Genomic DNA, 26,332 nt, shown 5'->3' with positions numbered 1-26,332 from the left:
ACGCTAATGCCTAGAGATAATAAAGAAATATAATTCGAATTCTCTATTTTCCAATGAAGACACTTGCATTTTTATCGACTAAAAGATAAACTTTATTAAGATAGAATCGAAGAAATATCAGATAATGGGGGCGTCCTCATGGATACGAAATCACAAACTTCTTTTCAAGAGAAGGCTTTGGAGCTATTAGTTGCTGATGCAGATAAGATTGCTCGCCTTATTCGAGTACAAATGGATCATTTAACAATGCCACAATGCCCTTTATATGAGGAAGTATTAGATACACAAATGTTCGGTCTATCACGTGAAATTGACTTTGCTGTGAAGCTTGGATTGATTGAACGTGAAAAAGGCAAAGAAATTCTCGATTCACTCGAGAAGGAACTTTCTGTACTACACGACGCGTATACAGACAAATAAAAAGAAAAACTCAAACGCTTCTTTGCGCTTTGAGTTTTTTTACTAGAACGAGGTTTTCCAATGAGACAATACTTAAAACGCTATGCACAAAATTTTGATTATCCCTTATTTTTTACGGTCCTATTATTAAGTTTATTTGGATTAATAATGATTTACAGTTCAAGTATGATGGTTGCTATTGTTCAAAAAGGTCAAGCACCTGATTATTTTTATCAAAAGCAAGTGACCAATTTAATGGTGGCATTTCTTGGCTTTATCATTACAGCATTTTTCCCATATAAACATTATGCGAATAAGAATATTATGTTATTGCTAACTGTTGTATTGGTTGTGTTATTTACATGGGTAAAAGTAGCAGGGAATGGGGCAGAAGAAGTAGGCTCTCAAAGTTGGATTGCTATCCCAGGTTTAGGGAATTTTCAACCTTCAGAGTATGCGAAACTATTTATAATTTTATATTTTGCAGCTGCTTTTTATCGAAAAGCGCAAAAATATACGTTTGAAAAGCTACAACCGACTGAAATTTTTTACCCAATTTTTCTATGGATTTTAGTGGTTGCTGGGGTAGCCTTTGAAACAGACTTAGGAGCAGTGATTATTCTATGTGGTATTGCTGTTTCAGTTGTAGCTTCAAGTGGCATTCCATTTAGAACATTTTGGAAATTTTTCGGTGTATTAGGTGCGTTTGGTACAGCTATTCTTGGTATTCTATGGATATTTAAGGGAGAGCTACTAACAGGAAATCGAAAAGGACGGATATTGTCTTACTTAAATCCGTTTGAATATGAGGATGGTAGTGGTCACCAAGTGGTGAATAGTTATTATGCCATTGGCGGAGGCGGCTTAGAGGGACGTGGTCTAGGTCAATCCATTCAAAAACTAGGATACTTGCCTGAACCACAAACAGATTTTATTATGGCAATCATAATGGAAGAGTTAGGGATATGGGGCGTTTTGATTGTCTTATGTGGCTTGGGATTTATTGTATATAAAGGTTTTTCTATTGCATTGCGGACAAAAGATCCATTGGCACGCATGATTGCGGCTGGTATTGCGAGCTGGATAGGCTGGCAATCATTTATTAATCTTGGGGGTGTAACCGGGTTAATCCCGTTAACCGGTGTAACGTTACCTTTTATAAGCTATGGCGGTACATCTATAATCATTCTATCTTTAGCGATGGGAATATTGATCAATGTTTCTATGTTTGAAAAGGTAGAGAGGAAAAAAACACAATCATAAAGGGGGATACCTATGGAATCAATCAACAAAATTCTCGTAGCCAATCGAGGAGAAATTGCAATTCGTATTTTCCGTGCTTGTACGGAGCTGAATATCCAAACTGTTGCCATCTATTCAAGAGAAGATAGTGGTGCTTTTCATCGCTTTAAAGCAGATGAAGCTTATTTAGTGGGAGCTGGCAAGAAACCAATCGATGCTTATTTAGATATTGAAGGTATTATTGCCATCGCAAAAGATGCAGATGTTGATGCGATTCATCCAGGGTATGGTTTTTTATCAGAAAACGTGGAATTTGCACGTCGCTGTGAGGAAGAGGGCATTGTCTTTATCGGACCAACTTCTCAGCATTTAGATATGTTTGGAGATAAGGTCAAAGCACGTTCTCAAGCCATTGCGGCTGAGATTCCTGTTATTCCTGGTACAGATGGCCCAGTAGCCGATCTAGCAGAGGTAGAGACGTTTGCTAGCAATTATGGCTATCCAGTTATGATTAAGGCAGCACTTGGCGGTGGTGGTCGAGGGATGCGTCTAGTCCATACGCCAGAGGATCTTGCTTCCTCCTATGAAAGAGCAAAATCTGAGGCAAAGGCTGCTTTTGGTTCCGATGAAGTATATGTAGAAAAAGCAATCATAAAACCAAAACACATTGAAGTACAAATTATTGGCGATAAACATGGCAATATTGTGCATTTATATGAGCGTGATTGCTCAATTCAGCGTCGACATCAAAAAGTGGTAGAAATTGCGCCATCTCATTCGATTTCACAAGAATTAAGAAATCGTATTTGCGATGCTGCTGTGAAATTAATGAAGAATGTCTCGTACATAAATGCAGGGACAGTGGAATTTTTAGTCGCAGGAGACGATTTTTATTTCATCGAGGTAAACCCTCGCATTCAAGTAGAACATACAATTACAGAAATGATTACAGGTGTTGATATCGTCCATGCCCAAATTAAGGTAGCGGCAGGCTATGGACTTCACAGTGAAGAAATTCATATGCCAAAGCAAGAAGATATGCCAATGATTGGCTATGCCATTCAAGCACGTGTGACAACAGAAGACCCTGCAAATGACTTTATGCCAGATACAGGAAAGTTAATGGTTTACCGTTCAAGTGGTGGTTTTGGCGTGCGATTAGATGCTGGGAATGGATTCCAGGGTGCTGTCGTTACACCATACTATGACTCTTTGTTGGTGAAAATTTCTACTTCGGGTATGAACTTTAAAGAAGCTGCTGCGAAAATGGATCGTAATTTAAAAGAATTCCGTATTCGTGGCGTTAAAACGAATATTCCGTTTTTAAATAATGTGGTGACTCATGAAAAGTTTTTATCAGGGGCCTTTGATACTAGCTTTATTGATACAACACCAGAGCTTTTCGAGTTCCCTGTGCGTAAAGACCGTGGAACAAAGCTGTTAAGCTATATTGGGAATGTGACCTTAAATGGCTTCCCTGGTGTAGAGAAGAAGTCAAAACCTATCTTTGTCCAGCCAAACCAACCTAAAATTGATCCTTTAATTGTACCACCAGCAGGTACAAAGCAGATTTTAGATACACAGGGAGCAGATGGCTTAGTGCAGTGGATTTTAGCACAGGAAGACGTACTACTAACAGATACTACATTCCGCGATGCTCACCAATCCCTGCTTGCAACACGTGTTCGTTCACAGGATATGTATCAAATTGCAGATGCAACAGCTCGCATGATGCATCAGTTATTCTCGCTGGAAATGTGGGGCGGTGCAACATTCGATGTAGCATATCGCTTCTTAAAAGAAGATCCATGGGAGCGGCTAGCGAAACTGCGTGAGCAAGTGCCGAATGTGTTATTCCAGATGTTACTGCGTGGAGCTAATGCTGTTGGTTATACAAACTATCCTGACAATCTAATCCGAGAATTTATCGCTGAATCGGCTTCATCAGGAATTGATGTATTCCGTATTTTCGATAGCTTAAATTGGATTAAAGGCATGGAAGTAGCGATAGATGCTGTGCGTCAATCAGGAAAAATTGCTGAAGCAGCCATCTGTTATACGGGGGATATCCTCGATGACAGTCGTGCGAAATATTCAGTGCAATACTATAAGGATATGGCGAAAGAGCTTGAAGCAGCCGGTGCCCATATTTTAGCGATTAAAGATATGGCTGGTTTATTGAAACCGGAAGCGGCGTACCGTTTAATTTCCGAGTTAAAAGAGACGACAAGTCTGCCAATCCACTTGCATACACATGATACTAGTGGCAATGGAATTTACTTATATGCTAAAGCGATAGAAGCAGGTGTTGATATTATTGATACAGCGCTTGGATCTATGGCAGGTCTAACATCTCAACCAAGTGCAAACTCCTTGTACTATGCAATGAAGGGCGGCAAACGTGAGGTACGAGCGGATATCGATGCATTAGAAAAATTATCGTACTACTGGGAAGATGTTCGTAAATACTATAAAGATTTTGAAAGTGGCATGATCAGCCCGCATTCTGAGATTTACGTACATGAGATGCCTGGTGGTCAGTATAGTAACTTACAGCAACAAGCAAAAGCTGTAGGGCTTGGTGATCGATGGGAAGAAGTGAAACGCATGTATTCCCGTGTAAATCTACTATTTGGTGATATTGTTAAAGTTACACCATCCTCCAAGGTAGTGGGTGATATGGCTTTATTTATGGTGCAAAATGATCTAGACGAAAATACAGTCTTAACAAGAGGGAAAACGATTGATTTCCCAGATTCTGTGATTGAATTCTTCCAAGGTTATCTTGGGCAGCCACATGGCGGGTTCCCAGAGGCATTACAACAAGTAGTGTTAAAAGATCGAGAAGCAATTACAGTTCGTCCAGGAGAATTATTAGAGCCTATTCAATTTGATCAATTAGAGGCTGTGCTAGAGGAAAAGTTAAATCGCCCAGTTACGAAAAAAGATGTACTGGCTTATGCACTTTATCCAAAAGTCTTTGAGGAATATGCGAAAACAGCAGAATCCTTTGGCAATATTTCAGTTCTTGACACACCGACATTCTTATATGGCTTAAAGCTTGGTGAAATTATTGAGGTCGAAATTGAAAAAGGTAAAACATTGATTATTAAACTCGTTTCAATCGGGGAACCACAACACAATGGAACACGTGTCCTTTACTTTGAGCTTAATGGTCAATCGCGTGAATTGGTGATTCAAGATATGACTGTTGAGGTTGATGGCAATTTAGCATTAAAAGCCGATCCAAGCAATCCAAACCAAATCGGTGCTACAATGCCAGGTACTGTGTTGAAAGTTGTTGTTTCTAAAGGTAGTCCTGTTAAACGTGGTGATCATCTGTTAATTACAGAAGCCATGAAAATGGAAACAACTGTCCAAGCACCTAAAGACGGCATTGTAAAAGAGGTATATGCAAGTGCAGGAGATGCTATTTCAACAGGGGATCTATTAATTGAAATTGAATAAATAGTCATGAAAAAAAGGTTATTAGATGCTTTTATTAGTATCTACATAACCTTTTTTATTGTGTTTAAGCGATAAATCATATAAAATCTGATTACTTAATCAGAAAAATGTTTGGTTAATCAATCAGGAGAATTCTATGGATAACAATAAAAATACCTTTATTCAGGAAGCAAGAAAGCAGCAAATTATTGAAGCTACGATAGCGACACTTGATGATATAGGCTATGTAAAGGCAAGTTTAGCACAAATCGCTAAACGTGCTTCTATTAGCACAGCATTAATTTCTTATCACTTTGTAGATCGACAAGATTTAATCAACCAAAGTCTGCAAGCACTAATTGAGCAATCCACAACTTTCATTTTGACAAAAACATATACTGCCAGTGACCCTGTCACACAATTAGCAAACTTCATAGAGGCAAGCATTGCTTATCAAGCGACACACCCAAAAGAAAATGCTGCATTATTAGAAATTGTCTTCAACGCTCGGACTGCACATGACATCCCTTACTATAAACTGCCAAATGAAGAGGAAGACCCACTATTGACGGCATTATATAATATTTTGGAAGATGGTAAAAAACAGGGGACTTTTAGTGTTCGCTCTGTCAATGTAATGGCAAAAGTAATTCAAGGAGCGATTGGTGAATATATGCTTATAGGGGGACCGCTTGCGATAGCGGCAGAGGATTACAGTCTCGAAGTAACAAATATTATATGGACAGCAATGAAAGTAGAGGGGCCAAAAAATGCTTAGAGCGCTATTTAACTGGATGTTAGTCATTGGTTTAATTTTATTAGGAGGCCGTCTCGTAACGCTAATTTGTCGATATTTCGACATTCCTTTTACAACATTTTTTAAAGATTATGCACTGGTATCCATGATTATTTTAATTGTTGGAATTATAGGGACTGAAGCTATGAAGAAACAAAAATAGTCATAGAAAAAAGATTCGACACATCTTTGGTGGCGAATCTTTTTTAATGGGCTATTTCTGGGCTATTTCTTTTTCTCATTATAATTACTTCGAGCAACTAGCATGATCATATAGCATAATAAACCGAATAAAAGGGAAATAAATAATGAATGCAGTAAAGCTACCGTTAAATTCAGTTTAGTAAGAACTACTAACATACCTGCAATAACTTGTAAAACTACTATAGTAAAGGCAATTATCCATCCATAGTATATAACACGTTGATGTTTATATTCCTTTACAGCGTGCCAAGTTATGTATGCTATCCAAATGAAAATAATAAGAACAGCTAATCGATGTCCCATTTGCACCCATTCATACATATTATTCGGGGGTGCCAAAGGTGTTTCATTATAGCAAAATGGCCAATCGGGACAAATTAAGCTTGAATCTGTATGTCGAACTAGCGCCCCAGTATAAACGACTAAATAAGAATAAATTGTGACAGCAATTGTATGCCAACGTAACTTTTTACCGATAAATACGTTATCGGCATCAAATTTCCGATCGACTTCAAATACAATCATAGAGAGAAGAAGAACCGCGGCAAAGGAAATCAGAGATATCCCAAAATGAAGTGCTAAGATGAAATCACCTTGCCCCCATAATACTTGAGCTGCTCCAATAAGAGCTTGCGCGATTAAGAAAAACATTGCTAGGAAACCTAATAGTTTTACTTCGCGAATATGTCCGAGCTTACGCCATGTCCAAACGGTTAACACAAGAATTGAGATAGATACAACTCCTGTTACGAGACGATGTGAGAATTCAATAAGGACTTCTGGTGTAATCTCCTTTGGAATAAGAGATCCATTACAATCAGGCCAGTTTCGACCACAGCCTAGGCCACTATCTGTTTTGGTAACGAGAGCCCCACCTAGTAATATAAGGAGCATCCCTACTGTAGCGGCAACAGCAAACCACTTCAAATACCTGTTGTGTTGCATAAAATGAGTCACCTACTTTATCTATCAACATTACAAGAACGTAATGTTTCTGCTACTAGATAATATCGAAAATACGTATAAAAAACAACTTGTAAAGAGAAGGGACTACTAGATGTCGATTCCATTTCACAAATTGTTCATAATTTCGTGCTTTAACCTTCACAATTCATTTTAGAAAATGTTTTACTATAGATATGTTGTTTTTAATTATATTTCTAGACAAAACTAATTTTTACAACTTCATCTAAATTTCACTTAATGTCTAGAAATCAATCGCAAATTTCGCTATAGTTATTGTTAGCGGAATATGCTTACAAAAATGAAAGGAGAGGTATTATGTCAAACGGTCGTACACTGGCGGCTACTAGAAATCCTGGTCCAGAAACAACATCTGTTGTAAAAGATTTCTTAGCACTAATAAAAATTGGAATCGTTAACTCGAATCTTGTCACAACGTTTACAGGGATGTGGCTGGCTTTTCAGTTTACTAGTAGACATTTCTTGCAAGAGCTTGATGTCATATTTTACACCATGCTGGGTGCGGCATTAATCATTGGTGGCTCAGGTGCAATGAATAACTTCATTGATCAGGATATAGATCCCATCATGAAAAGAACTAAGGCAAGACCGACAGTGACAGGCAGATTTAAGCCAAACTTTGTGTTGACCATTGCCCTCTCATTTTTAATTGTAGGTGAAATTTTGTTATTTGCGGCATCGTTTGCAGCCGGCATGTGGGGACTAGTAGGAATATTTGCTTATGTCGTTCTGTATTCAATGTGGTCAAAGAGGAAGCATGTTAGTAACACGGTTGTAGGTAGTATTTCGGGGGCTATTCCTCCTGTTATTGGATTCGCAGCGATTGAGCCTGCCTTAGGTCCAGGAGCACTAGCCTTATTCCTTATCATGTTTGCATGGCAACCGCCACATTTCTATGCGCTTGCAATGAAACGGACTGAGGAATATCGTGCAGCTAAAATACCAATGCTACCTGTTGTAAAGGGATTTAAACGTACAAAGTACTCAATGTTATTCTGGATTCTTTTATTATTACCGTTACCTTTCCTTTTAACAGAGCTTGGAATTGGCTTTTTAACTCTTGCTACTGCATTGAACTTGGGTTGGTTAATACTAGCTCTGAAAGGCTTTACAACAAAAGATGATATGAAATGGGCAAATAAAATGTTTATTTATTCGTTGAATCATATGACCATACTATTTGTAGCCATCATAATATTTGCGGTGTTTAGCTAAAGTTAGGGATTCTTTCTTTTTATAAGAATTCATATAGACAGAACTGATGTCCTAGGTACACATGAAAATACAACAAAGAAAGAGGGGTTTAATTAAGCTATGATGAAAGGGCTTAAAAAATGGCGTCTTTTTTCACTTCTAGCAGTGATGATGGTTTTCCTTTCAGGTTGTGGTGAAGATTATCTTTCTACACTAAAACCATCTGGAGAAGTAGGTAAACAACAATTAAATTTATTACTGTTAACTACTGTAATTATGACGCTAGTAGTAGTAATAGTATCTGTTATCTATTTACTTGCATTCCTAAAATACCGTCGTGCACGCGTAGGTGAAAATGTTATCCCTAAGCAAGTAGAGGGTAGTCATACTTTAGAAGTGATTTGGACAGTTATTCCGATTATTTTATTATTAATTATCGCTGTACCAGTTGTTACAACTACTTATAAATTTGCAGATGTTGCTGCAATGGATGAGGTAGATGAAGAAGGGAACAAAACAGCCCTAACAATCAATGTAACGGCAAAATTATACTGGTGGGAATTCGAATATCCTAACCAAGGTATCGTAACGGCTCAAGAGTTAGTGGTACCAACAGGTGAAAAAGTTTACTTTAATTTAAAAGCTGCCGATGTTAAGCACTCATTCTGGATTCCTGCTGTAGGCGGTAAAATGGATACAAACGTGGAAAACTTAAACAAATTCTACTTAGTATTCGATAAAGAATCAAAAGATCTTAAAGATGGCGTATTTTATGGAAAATGTGCTGAATTATGTGGACCTTCACATGCATTAATGGACTTTAAAGTAAAAACATTAAGCCCAGAAGCATTTGATGCATGGGTTGATGCAATGAAAGCAACTGAAGGACAAACTGCTGACAAAGCTTCAACAGATCTTGGTGAAGCGACTTTTGCTAATAGCTGCTTAGGCTGTCATGCTATCTCTGGTTCAGGAGCAGGCGGTACACCAGGTCCAAACTTAACTACGTTTGGTGACCGTAACCGTGTTGCTGGTTTCTTAGAGCATAATGAAGAAAGTTTAAAAGCTTGGATTAAAAACCCTGAGGAATTTAAACCAGGTAACTTAATGATGAATGCTGATGGCACTGCGCCTATCTACGGTAATTTATCTGATGAAGAAATTGAAGCTCTTGCAACTTACATCATGGGCTTATCAGTAGAAAAATAATTTTCGTTCTATGTAACAAATTTTGAGGGAGGTAAAAGTTGTGAGCTCATACACACAGAAAAAGGGCTTTGGAGCAGCTGTCTGGGATTACATCACTACTGTTGACCATAAAAAGTTAGCAGTGATGTATTTATTAGCCGGTACATTGTTCTTCGCTATCGCTGGTTTTGAAGCATTATTAATGCGTATTCAATTAATGAAACCAAATAATGATTTCGTATCAGCTGGTTTTTTCAATGAATTATTAACAATGCATGGAACAACAATGTTATTCCTAGCTGCTACGCCACTACTATTCGCATTTATGAACATGCTTGTACCATTACAAATTGGTGCGCGTGACGTTGCATTCCCGTTCCTTAACTCATTAGGGTTCTGGTTATTCTTCCTAGGTGCAGTATTCCTTCACCTGTCATTCTTTATGGGTGGCGCTCCTGATGCGGGCTGGACTTCTTATGCATCATTATCTTTATACTCTCCAGGACATGGTATTGATTTCTATGTTCTTGGTTTACAAATTTCAGGGGCAGGTACATTAATTTCAGGTCTTAACTTTATCGTTACGATTATTACAATGCGTGCTCCAGGTATGACATTTATGCGTATGCCATTATTCACTTGGACTGCTCTTGTATCAAGTGCCTTAATCTTATTCGCATTCCCTCCATTAACAATTGGTTTATTAATGATGTTATTTGACCGTATGTTCGGTGGTAACTTCTTTGACCATACAATGGGTGGTAACACAGTAATTTGGGAACACTTATTCTGGATCTTCGGACACCCAGAGGTTTATATCTTAGTATTACCAGCATTCGGTTTATTCTCTGAGATTATTCCAGCGTTCTCTCGTAAACGTCTATTCGGATACTCTTCAATGGTATTCGCTACAATTTTAATTGGTTTCTTAGGGTTCATGGTTTGGGCTCACCATATGTTTACAGTTGGTCTTGGGCCAACAGCAAACGCAATCTTCGCTGTTGCAACAATGGCAATTGCGGTTCCAACAGGTATGAAAGTATTCAACTGGATCCTAACTATTTGGGGTGGATCTATTAAAGTTACAACACCAATGCTTTATGCACTTGGATTTATCCCGTCATTCGTTGCAGGTGGTGTTACAGGGGTCATGCAAGCATCTGCACCTCTTGACTATCAGTTACATGATTCTTACTTTATCGTTGCTCACTTCCACTACGTAATCGTTGGTGGTATCGTTACAGCATTATTCGGTTCAGCGCACTTCTACTGGCCAATTTTCTTCAACCGTATGTTAAACGAAACGCTTGGTAAAATTACTTTCTGGGTATTCTTTATCGGATTCCATTTAACATTCTTCCTTCAACATTTCTTAGGTTTGATGGGTATGCCACGTCGTGTATTCACTTACATGGAAGGTCAAGGTTGGGATCAATTCAACTATATCTCTACAATCGGTGCATTAATGATGGGTGTAGGGGTTATCTTAATGGTAATCAACTGCTTAATGTCTATTAAGGGCAAACCAGCAGGACGCGACCCATGGGGCGATGGACGTACTTTAGAATGGTCAATTCCACAACCAATTCCATTCTATAATTTCCGTCAAACTCCACTTGTTCGTGGTTTAGATCCATGGTGGATTGAAAAACAAGAAGGTAATAAAGAAGTAACATTTGCTGAGCCACTAGGTGATATCCATATGCCAAATAACTCAGCGATTCCATTCGTTATTTCATTAGGTATGTTTATTGCAGCATTTGGTGCACTTTACAATCCAGACGCAGATAAGCCATGGTCTATTTATGTATTAATCATTGGTTTAGCAATTACATTTGGTGCGATGATTGCTCGTTCTGTTAAAGACGATCATGGTTTCCATTTACACAAAGAAGAAATTCTTGAAATTGAAGAACATCTTTACGGCAAAGGAGGAAATAAATAATGGATTTCAATACTAAATTTACTCCTCATACTTGGCCAGATCATCCTGAACAAGCTACGATGGAAGGTAAAAATAAAGTCGTTGGTTTCTGGATTTTCCTTGCCTGTGAAGTTGTACTTTTCGCAAGTTTATTCGCTACTTATTTAGCGCTTAAGAACAAAGGGCCAGCTGGCATGGAGTTCACAACTCAAGGTTTATTTGAATTACCATTAGCATTTGCTATGACGATGTTATTATTAACATCATCACTAACATCTGTTTATGCAATTTACCATATGCGTAACTTTAACTTTAAAGGTATGCAAACTTGGTTAGCGATTACATTAGCTTTAGGTCTTGGATTCTTAGCACTTGAAATCTATGAGTTCAACCACTATGTGCACCTTGGTTTTACATTTAATCAATCTGCATTCGCAACAGCGTTTTATTCGTTAGTTGGTACACACGGTTTCCACGTAACTTTAGGTCTTGTATGGATTGGTACTTTAATGATCCGTAATGCTAAACGTGGATTAAACCTGTACAATGCACCTAAATTCTTCGTTGCTGCTTTATATTGGCACTTTATCGACGTAGTTTGGGTATTTATCTTTACAGTAGTATACTTGATGGGAGTGATCGGATAATGTCTTCACACGATACACCTATAGTTGCTAAGTCACAGGCACAGTATGAGTATGATCGTCATCATAATGCCGTTCATATGCGTAAACAAGTAATCAACTTTGCGATTATGATTTTCTTCACTTTTATCGCATTCGCAGTAGTTGCAGCTGATTTTTCTAAATACTTAATTATGCCATTCGTATTATTATTGGCTGGCGTTCAAGTTGTACTTCAACTTTATTCTTTCATGCACTTAGAAGATAAAAAAACTCACTTTGGTGGTGTTATTGGTTTCTTCATGTGGATGGGAATTTTAATCGCATTTACATTCTTCTTAGCATTTTTAACAATCATTTGGTGGTAATCACCAAAAAAGCACGTTCGTTATTTTGTACGAACGTGCTTTTCTTATGTTTTGAGGTTATTTAGGTATCCAAAGAGGCAAACACTGTTGAAACTTAACATTTGTTCACCTTTCGTTCATTGCAGTATAGCTGTAAGCGTTTTATAATAGGAGTACTGAAGTTTAAAGGAGTGCGTTCCATATGCCACTTAGTATATTTGGTTTCCAAGCATTGTGGAGCCCGTATTTAATAGGGGTTCTTGTTTTTATAACAATCATCTATTTTTTAGTCACAACAAAGTGGCGTAAAGATTTTAAAGTAAGTGAACCTTTGAAAAAAAGTGAAGCTATTTACTTTGTTTTAGCTATGATTACCATCTATATTATCAAAGGATCTCCGATTGATTTAATGGCTCATATTATGTTTACTATGCACATGGTGCAAATGGCTATTCTGTTATTGCTGGTCCCTATTTTCTTAATTAAAGGGATTCCCTGGTGGGTTTGGAAGGTGGCTATTGAGGCACCTGTAGTTAGAACTTTGTTTAAAGTGCTAACATTACCAGTTGTTGCTGTCTTTGTATTTATCGGTCTATTTTCTTTCTATCATTTACCGTCCATATTGGATTACATTAAATTAAATGAAACATTACATGGTACCTATACATTTGTATTATTTCTATCTGCAGTGTTTATGTACTGGCCTTTAATTCAAAATTTGCCAAATAGTAATCAAATGAAGCCTTTGCATAAATTGGCGTATATTATTGCTAATGCTGTTTTAATTACACCTGCTTGTGGATTAATCATCTTTGCGCCAAATGCAATGTATGAGACATATACAAACGGTGATGCATGGTTAAAGGCAATGGAGCTTTGTGTACCAGCCTCTACATTGTCAGGATTATCTTTATCTGGACCAGAGCTATTTACAGACATGAAACCAGTTGCAGATCAGCAATTAGGTGGCGTGTTAATGAAAATCCTACAAGAGCTTATTTTTGGTGTACTAATTGGTACGATCTTCACAAGATGGTATCGATCTGAGCAAAAAGATCCAGATAAAATCACTGCTGACGCTTTAGCTGCCCACCAAAAGAAGTGGGAAAGTCAACAGCAACATTAATTGAAGAATAGAAATTTACTTTGTGTAAGGGGTTTTGACAATGGAATTGCAAATATTGCCTACTATTAGTACATCGTTTATCGTTATTAGTGCGGTACTAGTAGCGATAGGGTGGGGCTTAATTATAAAAAGAAATGTAGAGGGACATAAGAAAGTGATGCTTGCTGCAGGTGTTGCAGCACTTATTTTCTTTATCATCTATGCGTCCCGTACAATCTTTATTGGAAATACAGCTTTTGGCGGTGGAGAAGATTTAAAACCATACTATACGTTCTTCTTGATTTTCCATATTATTTTAGCGACATCTGGAGCTGTGTTTGGTATCGTTAGTATTATTTCAGGTTTGAAAATGAACATTAAATTACACAGACGAATTGGGCCAATTACAAGTATTATTTGGTTCTTTGTTGCCATAACTGGTGTATTAGTTTATTTATTATTGTATATTTTATTTGAGCCTGGTGAAACAACATCAGTAATTAAAGCCATTTTAGGATTTTAAAAAAATCTCCCTCCTTATTTCTGTGCAGGAGGGAGATTTTTTATAGTTGGTTGGAATAGTGAAAGCACTACAACAACCAGTAATGGACCAATTAATATTCCAATAAATCCAAAGATTTTAAAACCAATAAACATGGCAATAAAGGTATTCAAGGAAGAAAGTCCAATTTTATCGCCAATAATTTTTGGCTCAATCATTCGTCGGACTAGAAATTGTCCAATGGTTAGTAAAATTAAGACAGCTGCATATAAATAATCGCCAGCAAAGACCTGATAGATTGCCCATGGGACTAATAAAATAAATGAATCAAGAAAAGGGATAAAGTCTAAAACAACAAGTAAAATTGCTAACAATATAGGGAATGGTGTTTTTAAAAAATAAAATGCAGCGAATGATATAGCAAAGATCCCTATCCCTACAAGTAATTGAGCTTTCAGAAATCCAAATAAGGCTAGCTTAACACGTTGGCCAATAAAGATAATTTTTTGATGGTAATGAAAAGGAACGGGTGATAATAATTTACGATTAATTGTTGGTAATTCTAAAAGCAACATATACAACACAATCCAATAAACAAATATATCAAAAAGACGTGTGGGAATATATGTTAGTAACGTTGACCAAACATTGACGTTCGTTAAGGATAAAGAAAATTTTTCGATGGATGCTAAAGCTTTTGCAATCATAAATTGAATTTGTGAAACTAGCTCTACCGGTAAATGATAGGTGTAATTGCTGAGCTTAGATTGCATTTGAATCCATAGGGCAGACAATTGATTAAGATAATCAGGTATATCAATAATAAAGGAAGAAAATTGTTTCCAGCTTATATAAAGGATTAGTGTACATAATAATAAAGATATACTTAGAAAAAACAAAAAAAAGAAGAAGACAACGATTTTCCGTTTTTTTCTAAACCGTTTGCTCATTCGAACGATGATTGGTTCTAACAATAACGCGGTTAAGTAGGCAAGTAAAATTGGTAATGATATGGAGATGGACCAAAGGATCAGTATACCCATTGCAATAACAATAATGGGATGACGAAAAAAAGGACGATTAAAAAATGATAACATTTTTCTCACCTACATCTTGTAATAGATATAGGTAGTATGAGAAAAAAAATTTTTTTTACTCAAAATAAAAAAGACTGGACCACCAGTCTTTTTACAACCATGAAGCTATTTACGCTTACTTGCCGTCACTTCAATGTACGAAAGATTAGCGTGCGTTAACAGGTTCAAAGTTATTTTTATTTGTAGGCTCGATTGAGAATTGATCTAACTCTAATTTAACCTTTTTTAAGATTTCTTCACATTTTTTTACAAGGTGTGCTGGATAAACCTCGTCATCTCCATATTCAACACCATGCGGATAATAGTATTTACCAAGGACTGGTTTCATTAATGTAAGGATAGCATCGTGTGCACCTACGTCACCAGAAATAGCATATGCGAATACGCGTAGGTAATAACGACCTTCACGAGTATCGAATCGTTTATCGAATGTCATACGCTCGTAATCCCAGCCGCCATCACATTCTAAACCATGTTTTTTCATAATGCTGACAAGTAGCTCTTGATCAGCTGTTAAATTTTCAAGGTTAGTATTTTCAAAATACATGTATAGTCCTCCTTTAGGTTCTCGTACAAAGTATACGCTCATTTTTATAATAGAGCATATTCGACATTGTTGCAATGACAACATTGTGTCAACCCAATTACAATTGATATAATAACTTACAATAATGGTGATGAAAAGGAGCCCTGTATGAAAGCTTTATTCCGCATTTTAATGGTTTGTGGTGCAGTTGCATTAATTGGTTTTATGTTTTTTAATACCCCTAAGGAAAATGAGCCACTAGAAGGCCCAAATACCAATTCGAATATCATACCTCAAACACAGCTAAAGCAGGAACCTGCAATAGGAGCAATGACACGTCCACAAACGGGTATATCCACATTGATAGGAAAAGGCACACAAACTGTTTTAGAACAATATGGGGAGCCTGCAAGAAAAGAGCCGTCTTCATTCGGTTATCAATGGTGGGTCTACAATGAAGACGTTTCAACTTTTTTTATGATTGGTATTGATAATAATATTGTGACACAAATTTACATAGCAGGACAAGAAATTGATGCATTTCCTTTTAAAGTAGGCCAAAAACGTGATGAAATATACAGAATGACGATCATTGATTATGAGGTAGCCGCCACTGTAGGCGAAAATATTTTCATTTTCTCAATGAGTGAAGAAGATATGCAAACAAGGCTGCTTATCAAATTTGATGGTCTTTATGCACAGCTTTACATAGATAGGGAGACAAGTGAGTTGCAAGGGATACGATATACAGACAGTGAAACACTTGTCCTTCATCAGCCATATGAAATGAGCTATCAAGGGGAGCTTGTTAGACGTGCTCCACCTTCCTCTTTCTTACAGCAAGAAATTGATGTGGCTAGTGCTAAACAATTAGACGATTTGCTAAATGTAACAAGAGTCCATCATGATTTACTTCCTTTAGAAATGGATGAATCATTGGAGGAAGCAGCAAGAATGCATAGTGAGGACATGAAGGTGCAAAATTTTTTAGCGCATGAATCTCCAACCTATGGTGATCTAAAAAAACGATTACAGACGCAAAAAATCGAGTATAGTGAAGCGAACGAAAACCTGGCAACTGCTTATTTTGATGCGATTGAAGCCATGCATGGCTGGACAAATTCTCCTGAACATAGAAAAGTTCTTTTGAATGATCGATATACACGCGTTGGTTCTGGCGCCTTTGTAGATTATTATACGCAAATATATCTTGAACCTACTACACAAGAAGTGGGTAGAGAAGAGCAAGATAATGAAGAGACGAAAAATGAAAAACAAGATAGCGAAGAATCTACAGATAAATCAAATCAAACCTTACCATAACAGAAGAATATTCAGATGAAGACAAGCTTTCAACAGACGGGCTTGTCTTCATTTTTTATGTGGAGTTTCTCCTTCTTTTAGGCTTCTACATTTTTCGTCACACCGTTACAAACGCCATCATATGATAGAGAACTGAAAGGGGGAATGAGGTTTGCAATTAGCAGAGTTATTAAAAGACTGGCCATGTAGCGTGACGGGAGGATCTATACGGACAGAAATTACTGGTGTAGAGGACTATGCACAGGCGGTACAACCTGGTGATATATTTATTGTGCGAAAAGGTAAAAAAACATCGGGAAGTCGGTTTGTCAAAGAGGCATTGGCACGTGGAGCTGCTGCCATCGTTTCAGAAGAAAGTATCTCTTTGCCAATAATAGATAAAGAAATTCCTTTTGTATGGGTTCCAAATACAGCATTATTTTTATCGTATGCAAGTGCGAAGCTTGCTGCTTTTCCAGCAGAAGCTTTAACTGTTATCGCTATTACAGGTACAAATGGAAAGACGACAGTGAGCCATTTTGTTAGTCAGCTTCTAAATGCACTACATAAACATGCAGCAGTTATTGGAACGGTTGGCTTTTTCATCAATGGTGAGAAACAACAAACGGCTTATGAGCAATTAACAACATTGCAAGCTAAAGAATTACACCCCATTCTTAAGCAATGTGTGCGAAAAGGTGTGACCCATGTTGTATTAGAAGCTTCTTCAATGGGGTTGCAGCAGCATAGGCTCGATCATTGTGACATTGACTGTGGTGTATTTTTAAATTTATCAGAAGATCATTTAGAAGATCATGGAGGTTTAGAAGCTTATAAACGTGCCAAGAAACGTTTAGCGGATTTATCAAAAAAGCTAGTATTAAATGGAGATGATAATTTTTGCCGTTCTGTTGGTATTTATGATAAGAAAAAATCTTGCTCATTTGGTTTTGATAATCACAATGATTTACATATTCAAATCGTCAGTGAATCAGTTGGAAAAACCGTACTTTGTTTACAGACTTCCGCGAGTGAGCATATTGTAGAAATTCCTTTTGTCGGTAAATACCATGTGCAAAATGCTGTTGCATCCTTAATGGCTGTATGGCGCTTAGGTGTCCCTATGGAAGATATAGTTGGACATATGTGGTCGTTAAGGCTACCAGAGGGCAGGCTAGAGAAGATTGAAAATCCATTAGGAATTGATGTTTATGTAGATTATGCCCATACAGCAGAAGCATTGCAAGCGGTATTGCAAACCTTTGATCGCTCTAAAACAATTTACCTTGTCTTCAGTTGTGGAGGAAATCGAGACAAGGCGAAACGCTTTGCAATGGGGGCAGTAGCAAGTAAATATGCTGATGTTATTTATTTAACAACAGATAATCCTCGTGATGAAGATCCTATTGTGATTAATGAAAGTATTATTGCTGGATTTACAGAGCAACAATATTATGAAATTTATTTAGATCGCAAACTTGCGATCCATCAAGCATTAGCAAAGGCAGAAAAGGGAGACATTGTCCTTGTTGCCGGAAAAGGGCATGAACAAACACAGCAAATTAAAAATCAAAAGTTCCCTTTTTCCGATCAACAATGTATTAAAGACTATTTTGCGAGTTTAATTACGGACGACGCTGAATAACGAAGAAAGATCCTGTAGCAATGGCAAGCCTTCGACCAGTCTCATCTTCAACATCACATTCCATGACAAGCGTTTGGCGTCCCTTATGAACAAAACGACCACGTGCAATCAATTCTTTATTTGTAGTTGTAGCAATATACGATATATTCATGTTCGTAGTAACTACATTATAGCCCTCAGGCACAGAGCGCGAAGCAAGCCCTCCCATAGCGGCATCGGCAATCGTTGCAACAATACCTCCGTGTGGCACCTTTATCGTATTATGAATGACCGGTGTAATAGGGATACGGACCTCACTGACCTCAGGCTCAAATTTACCTACCATATGTAAAGTAGCATTAATATAACGACGGTGAATGCCTTGCTGTTTCTCCCGTAGGCCATTTAAAAGATGTAATAAAACTTCTTCATCTTCCTCGGTACTGTCTTGTAAAATCTCGGCCACTAACTGTTCAACCTGCTCCTTAGATGTTGTCATCATTTGGAAAACCTCTTTCATTAAAATTATCATTAATGTAAAATTACCATAAAATCTGTTATGATGGGAAAGAGATTGGGGGAATTAAAGATGATGATGACCTCTGACTGGGTAATCATTTTGGATGAGGCGGAAGCGCTTTGTGAGATGATTCTTTCCTCAGAACCTGCGATGGCGCTACAACAAGCGTATGAAGCTGTATATAGTGATGCACAAATTGTAGAGGCTATATATGCATTTAATCGCATGAAAGAGCAGTACGAAGATGTACAACGTTTCGGAAAATATCATCCGGACTATCATACAATTATGAAGTCGATTCGCCAACAGAAAAGGGCACTTGACTTAAATGAGAAAGTTTCAGCCTTGAAAATTGCTGAAAACGATTTTCAGGATTTACTGGATGAGATTAGCCTATTAATAGGAAAAACGGTCTCTGAAGCGGTAAAAGTTCCTGTTAGTAATCCATTCTTTGCATCTGGTTCATCTTGCGGAGGTGGATGTGGCTCGGGCGGTTCATGCTCTTGCTCAGCGTAAATAGGATTTGTATATAACATATCTCTTCTAGACTGTAGACAACTCGAAGGCAACTGAGTTAGTTTACAGTCTTTTTTATAATTAAATTCAAGGAGGAAGCATTAATGAAAACTTATCGAATTGCCGTAATACCTGGGGATGGAATAGGAAAAGAGGTTGTGCCAGCTGCAATAAAAGTTCTTGATCAGGCAGCTTTGTTAGATGGACGCTTTCAATTTGAATGGACAATTTTTCCATGGGGCTGTGAATACTATTTAGAGACAGGAAAAATGATGCCTGATAATGGCATAGAGCTGTTAAAACAGTATGACCAAATATTTTTAGGTGCAGTTGGTATGCCTAACTTGGTTCCGGATCATGTATCATTATGGGGCCTTCTCATTAAAATTCGACGTGAGCTACAGCAATCTATTAATGTACGACCTGCAAAGCTACTTCAAGGGTTACCATCACCTTTACGACAACCAAATGATTTCGATTTTATTGTTGTAAGGGAAAATTCTGAAGGGGAGTATGCTGAAAGCGGAGGAAGAATACATAGTGGTCAAGAAGAGGTGGCAATCCAAAATGCTGTTTTTACAAGAAAGGGTACAGAACGGGCGATGCGCTATGCATTTGAATTAGCCAAAATACGTAATGGACATGTGACAAGTGCTACAAAATCAAATGGGATTACATATAGCATGCCTTTTTGGGATGAAGTGTTTACTCAAGTAGGAAAAGAATATGAAGAGGTAGGTCAAGCATCTAATCATATTGATGCACTAGCGGCATTTTTAGTGATGAAGCCAGAAAATTTTGATGTTATCGTAGCATCGAATTTATTTGGGGATATTTTGACAGATCTAGGCGGTGCCATTATGGGAAGCATTGGTATTGCACCTGCAGCAAATTTAAACATTGAAGGGCTATATCCATCAATGTTTGAACCTGTCCATGGTTCTGCACCAGATATAGCTGGTCAAGGAATTGCCAATCCTATTGGACAAATTTGGACAGGTAAGATGATGCTCGATTTTCTTGGTTATCAAGATGTGGGAACAAGGATATTGAATGCTATAGAGCAAACATTAGCGCAGGGTATAAAAACGCCTGATTTGGGTGGAGCTGCCACACTACAAGAAGTAACTGATGCAATCATAGATTATTTAACTTAAGTATTACTGTAATGGGAAGTAATAATGGATCTAACATTTACATGAAAGGGAAGCACATCAGTTCAGTGTGCTTCCCTTTCATTCCTAGTCTTATTTAGACTCTTGAACTTGTAATAACTCAACTGCAATATCCGGACGATCTGTAATAATGCCCTTTGCTCCATTATTGAGTAATTTTTTCATCGTATCTAGGTCATTGATTGTCCAATAGTGGACAGGAATATTGAGGTTGTTTAAAAACTGAATAAATTTAGGAGAATCTAATGCAATAACCCCTGACTTTGGAGGAATTTGAAAAACATCCACTTTAGGGTGATATAAATGTCCAAACTGACTTGAGAAAGAAGCAAATGCTTTTCTGACATCTGATTCACCTGCACCAAGTGCTACTTGATTTTGAGCATATAAATTAAAACGATCTATTTGCTCACCATAAAAGCTTGTCACAACAACACGATGTTCAGCTTGAAGTTCTTCAATTAAGCGCCAAAGTTTAGAAGGCATCAGACTCCCTTCGTACGTATCAGGAGCATCTTTGATATCAATGTTGATTAACATATTTGGATAGGCTTCAAGCAACTCTCGTAAAGTTACGACTTTTAATTTATCCTCTCGATATGGGAAATTTCCCTCTAAATCTTCAAATTGGTAGCCGTGGTTCAAGGCATTGATTTCTGCCAACGTCATATCTGCAATGAGACCATAGCCATCCGTTGTACGTTCAACTGTCTCGTCATGGAAAACAATAATTTCCTCATCTTTTGTTAGGCGAATGTCGATTTCAAAGCCATCGACACCTAGCTGTGCAGCTTTTTCAAATGCAACCATTGTATGTTCTGGTGCTAAAAGAGCTCCGCCACGATGTGCAAGAATTATGGGGCGTTCGAATTGTAATGCTTGTTTACCTTCGCGTTGCTGTGGTTTTGAAATAGCTTTACTGCCTGCCCAAGCTGCTGCACTTGCTGCTGCAATTGCAAGCGCAATTTTTGTTTTCTTACCCATATTCGTCCTCCTTAACAATTATCCTCATATAAAAAGTAGTAGTGAATTCATTGTTTAATCAATAGTAGTAAGTACAGGACCTACTATTAAAATTAGTTATATAAGTGAATGATGATTTTTTATGCCGATTTTTGCCATCCTATTTGAAAAACAATCATTATGGAGGTGCAAATGTCTTGTAAAGGGTTTATTTGAGGCATGATCATCTTTCAGCATTCTTCTGTTCCTGTAATGATGCTACAATTGAATTTAATTAAAACAACTGATTCATCTTCACGATGTTCAACGTCGTATGCTTTTCCATTATAACGGAAAATTGAGCGTTCTGTCAGCTAAACTCTGTTGCTATCATTTTCTGGTCTATGGTATTCTTTTATGTAAGAAATGAGGGAATCCACTATGAACGAACGACAAGGGCTAATCGTTTACGTCCATCAATTAAAACATGCGAAGTCACTTCGGAAATATGGTCATGTTCTTTATATTTCTAGAAGGCAAAAATACGTAGTGCTTTACTGCGATCGTGAGGATATTGACATGATGACAACAAAACTACAACGCCTTCCATTTGTGAAAGACGTTGTGGCGTCTTATCGTCCTTTTGTAAAAACTGAATATGAAAATGCAAAACCAGATAAAGCAAAGGAATATGACTACAAAGTAGGTCTATAAACTTATGTTAATGCAGGTATATAGTTATTTAGTCTTAATATACCTATTAAGTATTGATAAAATAGTTTTGATTCCGAAAATATAGATGAGTGCTTTATTTCTACAACTACTGCTTTTCGACCGAGTTGTTCTATTTGTGCTTCAAACATTTTTTGTCGCTGTGTTGGCTGTTCTTCATTGTATGGGATGCCTTCTCGACAAATATAAATAGGCATGAACTTACTTTCGCCGACTGGTTTAAGGGCGACAGCTAAAGAAATCACCTTCTTGTCTTCTTTTGTAGATGTTAGTAAAAAGGCTTGATGAAAACGTTCCTGGTTGGTTTTAATAATTTCGAGTAGCTCGTAAACATCACCATAGCCTTCACCTAATTCTATAAATTGTTGTGGCATAATAATTGCACATCCTTTCCATTATTCATAGTATCATGCTGCGGGAGGTCAAGCACATGAAATTTGCATTAAGCTTTTTTTCTATTTTAGCACTAATCATTACAGGAACGGTATTTTTCCAATACCATGCTTATTCATCTGATTTAGAAACAGGCATAGGGGATTTTCATTATTCTCAGGAAATAGAAATTGTCTATCGCGAAAATAGCTTAGATATTCGTCAACATTTTAAAAACCTACCAAATCAAAAGGTGAAAATTAAATGGCCAGAAAAAGCAACAAACGCTAGTTGCTTTATTGAAAATGAAAAAAGCTGTGATCGTTTATCAGATGAAGTTTCTTACTTTGCAAAAGGGGAGACAAAATCACAATCTGTGTCATACATAATTCCAATTGAGGGTGGCTTAAAAAATAAGATGCTCCTTCAAAATGTTTTTGCTACACTAATAAATGGTGAAGCATCGTATTCAATTGTTTCAATTTCTACAGACAGTAAGGTGAAAGGACAATGGGTTACGGGTTTGCCCCTAGTAGGTCAACAACAACTTGTACTTGTCAATTACACAATGTTTAGAGGAAACGGTACTGTTCAAGATTTATATTGGCAAGCCGGGGAGCTTAAAGCGCAAGAACAGACACCGGTGTTATCAATTTATGCCCAGCAAGAAGTCCCTAATGATTTTCTAAAGTCATTAAAAAATTTACAGCTTCTAAGTGATGAGCATATTGCAATTATTCAAGAAAAAAGTCCAGTAGCAGTTCATGACGAAAGATTGTTATTTTTACCAACACTTACTGCACAAGCTGTAGAGCAAGAAGTAATTTTATCACAAATCAAATCACAATATAATTTTGTAGATTCCCCAGAATGGTTGCCTGAGGTTGTGGCATCCTATTTAATAAGCGATCCAATTGGTGGAGAAAAAACAAAGAAAATCATCAAGACATTAAATGATTACATGACGGATGCTCAACAACAAGCTTGGCAGGAAACATTGAAAAAGCTTGGAGATGAATCGATTTCACCAGATACAATGGACAAGTACTTATCACAGGTATTAGATGCCAAGACATCTTATTTTACATTAAATGCAGCTCAGCAAAATGGAACCTATCCACTTTTATTTGAGGATGCACGTGATGTCTATGTGGATGATACATTGAAGGAAGATGTTCATGTTATTCTCTATGAGGGACAGGTATTGTATACGGCAGATACATTATTGCCTTACCTCGGCTACTCAGCTGCGGAAGGAAAGAATGGCTATTATGTAAATAGTGAGCATCGTACATTCCGTTTCCCTAAAGAGCCTGGATTTTATGTATTCAACCAGCGTAGGTATTCGACGATCTCTGAACCAATCATTAAGATTGCTGATCATTATTATGTAGAAGAAGCTTGGTTACAGCGATTATTCCTAGTTGAACTACAAAAAAAGGATGAGCGTATTCAAGTATTAAAACAAGAGCAACAATAACTTTTGCAGCGGAGGGCCAACCTTTCGCTGCAAAATACTTTATATAGACGAAAGTACGGTGAGATGCTGATATGAGAGTTGTAGCAGGAGAGCGCAAAGGAATGCCGCTTAAAGCAATAGCAGGAAATACGACAAGGCCTACAACTGACAAAGTAAAGGAGTCCATTTTTAATATAATTGGGCCATTTTTTGATGGAGGTTTAGCGTTAGATCTGTTTGCTGGAAGCGGTGGCTTGGGGATTGAATCATTAAGTAGAGGAGCAGAACGTGCTATTTTTATTGAGAAAGATCCTAAAGCATTCCAGGTGCTACAAGAAAATATAAAAAAATGCCGTTATGAAGAATATACAGAGCTTTTTCGTATAGATGCAAAGCGCGCTGTGAAAGCGCTATTAAAGCGTGATATTACATTTAAACTCGTTTTTTTAGATCCACCTTACCATCAGCAGGAATATTATGACCTCGTACAGATTTTGGTCGATAACCGTAAAATACAGCAAGATGGTATTATTTTATGTGAACATGCAAAAGAGATAGGATTACCTCAAAATTTTGGGGAGTTTGTTTTAACAAGACAAGAAACCTATGGCGGAACAATTATTTCTGTTTATCGCTGTACAGAGGAAGAGGGAGAATAAGTTGTCTGAAAAAATTGCTGTAGTTCCTGGAAGTTTTGACCCTGTAACATTCGGCCATTTAGATATAATTAAACGTGCGGCTGATGTGTTTGATATCGTATATGTAGCAGTATTAAACAATTCAGCAAAGAATCCTTTGTTTTCTGTAGAGGAACGTATGGCTTTGATGGCTGAAGTGACAAAAACCTTACCTAATGTTCGTATAGAGAGTTCTTCAGGCTTATTGATTGATTATGCTAAGGAAAAAAAGGCGAAGGCAATTGTTCGTGGCTTACGAGCAGTTTCAGATTTTGAATATGAGATGCAAATTACATCTATGAACCGTTTCCTTGATGAAACAATCGAAACTTTTTTCATCATGACGAAAAATCAATATTCATTCCTAAGTTCTAGTATAGTAAAAGAGGTTGCGAAATACGGTAGTGATGTTAACGAGCTAGTCCCTACATGTGTCGTAAAGGCTTTAAAAGAAAAATATGGTTTTACACAATAAGGATGCAGAGGATGTCAAAAGAACGATGACATCCTCTTTTTTGATATTTAGACCGATTGTTATTTTAGAAAAAATAGAGCATAAATAGTTGGTACAATGATTATGCTAAGGAGGCGGAATTTAATATAAGGTCGTACAGAAAGTTTTGCAGATTTGGCGATAACAAAAATTTGTAAGTGAATACTTATACTTTGCATCGTTAACAAAATCACAACAAGTAAATGGATATAGGGGAGATCTGGAAATGCTGTAACTGTCATTTTAAGACCGTTCGTTACCTCCAGAACAGCTGCTATGGAAAGCTCAATCGTATAGGGAAGCTTTGGTATCAGCTGATCTAAGCCCTGTTGTACAATGGTTTGAATCGTTGTGAAAAAGATGATGGTTGTACCAACTAGTAGAATGGTTGGGGCTGTTTCTTTAATACTTTCCGAAAATGGAGCACTATAGAGTGGTGTGTTGTGTACGGAGATATTAGGTGAATCAGTTTTGCGAAAGAAAAAGTAGCCAGTTACTAGGCAACAAATATTAAACGTATGTAGTAAACATAAAAACAACCATCCAAACGTATTACTGTGTAGTAAATCAAGGCTTACAAAACCTAATACAAAAAGTGGACTAGGTGCATGACAAACAGCTAGCAAGAAATTTGCCTCTTTAGGGTGTAATTGACCACTATTTTTCAAATAAACAATAGTGGTTGCGCCAGTTGGATAGCCTCCAAGAGCACTAATAATATAGGCTTGTACGTATAAAGAAGCCCTTTTTGTTTTGGTACGCATAGGGGCTGTTAAACGCAGAAGCCATTGTGTTAACACAAGATACGGCAATAAGTACGGAAAAAGTGCTTCCATGAAAAGATTTAAGCCTAAATCAGTACCACTGTGAGCGGTTTGTGGGAATAACAAGAGTAAGAGAATTAGAATTACGCAGAGCACTATTTGAATTGTAGCAAACATG

The 26,332-nt window shown here is 37.3% G+C and carries 27 protein-coding genes; 20 read left to right on the top strand and 7 right to left on the bottom strand.

Features of this window, described 5'->3' with window-relative positions; genetic code table 11:
• The first annotated feature begins 138 nt into the window (after nucleotides 1-138).
• From BFM98_RS09485 to BFM98_RS09465, 5 genes are all read left to right on the top strand, one after another.
• Nucleotides 139-420, top strand: coding sequence for an Fpa/YlaN family protein (locus BFM98_RS09485; protein WP_004224778.1), 282 nt, complete (start codon nucleotides 139-141; stop codon nucleotides 418-420).
• Nucleotides 421-480: 60 nt separating this feature from the next.
• Nucleotides 481-1,662, top strand: a complete 1,182-nt coding sequence (locus BFM98_RS09480; protein WP_048394707.1) for an FtsW/RodA/SpoVE family cell cycle protein — start codon at nucleotides 481-483, stop codon at nucleotides 1,660-1,662.
• A gap of 12 nt (nucleotides 1,663-1,674) precedes the next feature.
• Complete coding sequence (pyc, locus tag BFM98_RS09475; RefSeq protein ID WP_048394705.1) at nucleotides 1,675-5,109, top strand: pyruvate carboxylase; 3,435 nt, start codon at nucleotides 1,675-1,677, stop codon at nucleotides 5,107-5,109.
• 136 nt (nucleotides 5,110-5,245) lie between these two features.
• The gene (locus tag BFM98_RS09470; RefSeq protein ID WP_066037199.1) at nucleotides 5,246-5,866 is read left to right on the top strand and encodes a TetR/AcrR family transcriptional regulator; all 621 of its coding nucleotides are present in this window, start codon (nucleotides 5,246-5,248) and stop codon (nucleotides 5,864-5,866) included.
• Nucleotides 5,859-6,047, top strand: a complete 189-nt coding sequence (locus BFM98_RS09465) for a hypothetical protein (RefSeq protein WP_004224783.1) — start codon at nucleotides 5,859-5,861, stop codon at nucleotides 6,045-6,047. Before BFM98_RS09470 ends, BFM98_RS09465 begins: the two co-directional genes overlap by 8 nt.
• Nucleotides 6,048-6,109: 62 nt before the next feature.
• Here BFM98_RS09465 and BFM98_RS09460 read toward each other — a convergent pair whose 3' ends face one another.
• Entirely contained in the window at nucleotides 6,110-7,033 is a 924-nt protein-coding gene (locus BFM98_RS09460; RefSeq protein WP_048394700.1) for a COX15/CtaA family protein, read from the bottom strand.
• A gap of 336 nt (nucleotides 7,034-7,369) precedes the next feature.
• On the opposite strand from BFM98_RS09460, the gene cyoE reads away from it, so the two are divergent.
• The 7 genes from cyoE (at nucleotide 7,370) to BFM98_RS09425 (ending at nucleotide 13,976) form a co-directional block, all read left to right on the top strand.
• The gene (cyoE, locus tag BFM98_RS09455) at nucleotides 7,370-8,287 is read left to right on the top strand and encodes a heme o synthase (protein ID WP_048394698.1); all 918 of its coding nucleotides are present in this window, start codon (nucleotides 7,370-7,372) and stop codon (nucleotides 8,285-8,287) included.
• Nucleotides 8,288-8,386: 99 nt separating this feature from the next.
• Nucleotides 8,387-9,475: a cytochrome c oxidase subunit II gene (gene coxB / locus BFM98_RS09450; protein WP_066037198.1), complete on the top strand. Its 1,089-nt coding sequence runs from the start codon at nucleotides 8,387-8,389 to the stop codon at nucleotides 9,473-9,475.
• A 40-nt stretch (nucleotides 9,476-9,515) separates the two neighbouring features.
• Nucleotides 9,516-11,399: a cytochrome c oxidase subunit I gene (gene ctaD / locus BFM98_RS09445; protein WP_004224787.1), complete on the top strand. Its 1,884-nt coding sequence runs from the start codon at nucleotides 9,516-9,518 to the stop codon at nucleotides 11,397-11,399.
• Nucleotides 11,399-12,025: a cytochrome c oxidase subunit 3 gene (locus tag BFM98_RS09440; protein ID WP_004224788.1), complete on the top strand. Its 627-nt coding sequence runs from the start codon at nucleotides 11,399-11,401 to the stop codon at nucleotides 12,023-12,025. The genes ctaD and BFM98_RS09440 overlap by 1 nt, the downstream gene beginning before the upstream one ends.
• On the top strand, nucleotides 12,025-12,369 hold the full coding sequence (locus BFM98_RS09435) for a cytochrome C oxidase subunit IV family protein (RefSeq protein ID WP_004224789.1): 345 nt from the start codon (nucleotides 12,025-12,027) through the stop codon (nucleotides 12,367-12,369). The genes BFM98_RS09440 and BFM98_RS09435 overlap by 1 nt, the downstream gene beginning before the upstream one ends.
• 181 nt (nucleotides 12,370-12,550) lie before the next feature.
• On the top strand, nucleotides 12,551-13,474 hold the full coding sequence (ctaG, locus tag BFM98_RS09430; protein ID WP_054549850.1) for a cytochrome c oxidase assembly factor CtaG: 924 nt from the start codon (nucleotides 12,551-12,553) through the stop codon (nucleotides 13,472-13,474).
• A 40-nt stretch (nucleotides 13,475-13,514) separates the two neighbouring features.
• The gene (locus BFM98_RS09425) at nucleotides 13,515-13,976 is read left to right on the top strand and encodes a DUF420 domain-containing protein (RefSeq protein WP_016992774.1); all 462 of its coding nucleotides are present in this window, start codon (nucleotides 13,515-13,517) and stop codon (nucleotides 13,974-13,976) included.
• 14 nt (nucleotides 13,977-13,990) lie between these two features.
• Here the strand turns inward: BFM98_RS09425 and ytvI are convergent, their stop codons facing one another.
• Both ytvI and BFM98_RS09415 read right to left on the bottom strand, forming a co-directional pair.
• Entirely contained in the window at nucleotides 13,991-15,052 is a 1,062-nt protein-coding gene (gene ytvI / locus BFM98_RS09420) for a sporulation integral membrane protein YtvI (protein WP_081010996.1), read from the bottom strand.
• A gap of 145 nt (nucleotides 15,053-15,197) precedes the next feature.
• Entirely contained in the window at nucleotides 15,198-15,599 is a 402-nt protein-coding gene (locus tag BFM98_RS09415; protein ID WP_004224795.1) for a YugN family protein, read from the bottom strand.
• 147 nt (nucleotides 15,600-15,746) lie between these two features.
• Here BFM98_RS09415 and BFM98_RS09410 point away from each other — a divergent pair, with 147 nt between their 5' ends.
• A complete protein-coding gene (locus BFM98_RS09410; protein WP_048394693.1) occupies nucleotides 15,747-16,901 on the top strand; it encodes a CAP domain-containing protein in 1,155 nt (384 codons plus the stop codon).
• Between the two features lie 151 nt (nucleotides 16,902-17,052).
• Entirely contained in the window at nucleotides 17,053-18,525 is a 1,473-nt protein-coding gene (locus BFM98_RS09405) for a UDP-N-acetylmuramoyl-L-alanyl-D-glutamate--2,6-diaminopimelate ligase (protein WP_048394690.1), read from the top strand.
• Here BFM98_RS09405 and BFM98_RS09400 read toward each other — a convergent pair.
• Nucleotides 18,506-19,006, bottom strand: coding sequence for a PaaI family thioesterase (locus tag BFM98_RS09400; protein WP_066037197.1), 501 nt, complete (start codon nucleotides 19,004-19,006; stop codon nucleotides 18,506-18,508). The genes BFM98_RS09405 and BFM98_RS09400 overlap by 20 nt on opposite strands.
• Nucleotides 19,007-19,093: 87 nt before the next feature.
• On the opposite strand from BFM98_RS09400, the gene BFM98_RS09395 reads away from it, so the two are divergent.
• Both BFM98_RS09395 and BFM98_RS09390 read left to right on the top strand, forming a co-directional pair.
• A complete protein-coding gene (locus BFM98_RS09395; RefSeq protein WP_004224800.1) occupies nucleotides 19,094-19,540 on the top strand; it encodes a YlbF/YmcA family competence regulator in 447 nt (148 codons plus the stop codon).
• Between the two features lie 104 nt (nucleotides 19,541-19,644).
• Entirely contained in the window at nucleotides 19,645-20,697 is a 1,053-nt protein-coding gene (locus BFM98_RS09390; protein WP_054549853.1) for a tartrate dehydrogenase, read from the top strand.
• 90 nt (nucleotides 20,698-20,787) lie between these two features.
• Here BFM98_RS09390 and BFM98_RS09385 read toward each other — a convergent pair whose 3' ends face one another.
• Entirely contained in the window at nucleotides 20,788-21,699 is a 912-nt protein-coding gene (locus tag BFM98_RS09385) for a glycerophosphodiester phosphodiesterase family protein (protein WP_048394685.1), read from the bottom strand.
• A gap of 399 nt (nucleotides 21,700-22,098) precedes the next feature.
• Between BFM98_RS09385 and BFM98_RS09380 the strand changes: the two genes are divergently transcribed.
• On the top strand, nucleotides 22,099-22,371 hold the full coding sequence (locus BFM98_RS09380; RefSeq protein WP_004224806.1) for a YlbG family protein: 273 nt from the start codon (nucleotides 22,099-22,101) through the stop codon (nucleotides 22,369-22,371).
• A 2-nt stretch (nucleotides 22,372-22,373) separates the two neighbouring features.
• Here BFM98_RS09380 and BFM98_RS09375 read toward each other — a convergent pair whose 3' ends face one another.
• Nucleotides 22,374-22,763, bottom strand: a complete 390-nt coding sequence (locus tag BFM98_RS09375; RefSeq protein ID WP_036077099.1) for a DUF7147 family protein — start codon at nucleotides 22,761-22,763, stop codon at nucleotides 22,374-22,376.
• 56 nt (nucleotides 22,764-22,819) lie between these two features.
• Between BFM98_RS09375 and BFM98_RS09370 the strand changes: the two genes are divergently transcribed.
• From BFM98_RS09370 to coaD, 3 genes are all read left to right on the top strand, one after another.
• A complete protein-coding gene (locus BFM98_RS09370; RefSeq protein WP_048394682.1) occupies nucleotides 22,820-24,241 on the top strand; it encodes a hypothetical protein in 1,422 nt (473 codons plus the stop codon).
• A gap of 71 nt (nucleotides 24,242-24,312) precedes the next feature.
• Nucleotides 24,313-24,879, top strand: a complete 567-nt coding sequence (gene rsmD / locus BFM98_RS09365) for a 16S rRNA (guanine(966)-N(2))-methyltransferase RsmD (RefSeq protein ID WP_048394681.1) — start codon at nucleotides 24,313-24,315, stop codon at nucleotides 24,877-24,879.
• Nucleotide 24,880: 1 nt separating this feature from the next.
• A complete protein-coding gene (gene coaD / locus BFM98_RS09360) occupies nucleotides 24,881-25,372 on the top strand; it encodes a pantetheine-phosphate adenylyltransferase (RefSeq protein ID WP_004224812.1) in 492 nt (163 codons plus the stop codon).
• A 59-nt stretch (nucleotides 25,373-25,431) separates the two neighbouring features.
• Here coaD and BFM98_RS09355 read toward each other — a convergent pair whose 3' ends face one another.
• A complete protein-coding gene (locus BFM98_RS09355) occupies nucleotides 25,432-26,331 on the bottom strand; it encodes a hypothetical protein (protein ID WP_231595723.1) in 900 nt (299 codons plus the stop codon).
• Nucleotide 26,332: the final 1 nt, after the last annotated feature.

The organism is Lysinibacillus sp. AR18-8, from assembly GCF_001705465.1.
Classification (GTDB): Bacteria; Bacillota; Bacilli; order Bacillales_A; family Planococcaceae; genus Lysinibacillus; species Lysinibacillus capsici.
Note: the sequence above shows the minus strand (reverse complement) of the source record. Positions and strands in the feature narration are given on the sequence as shown.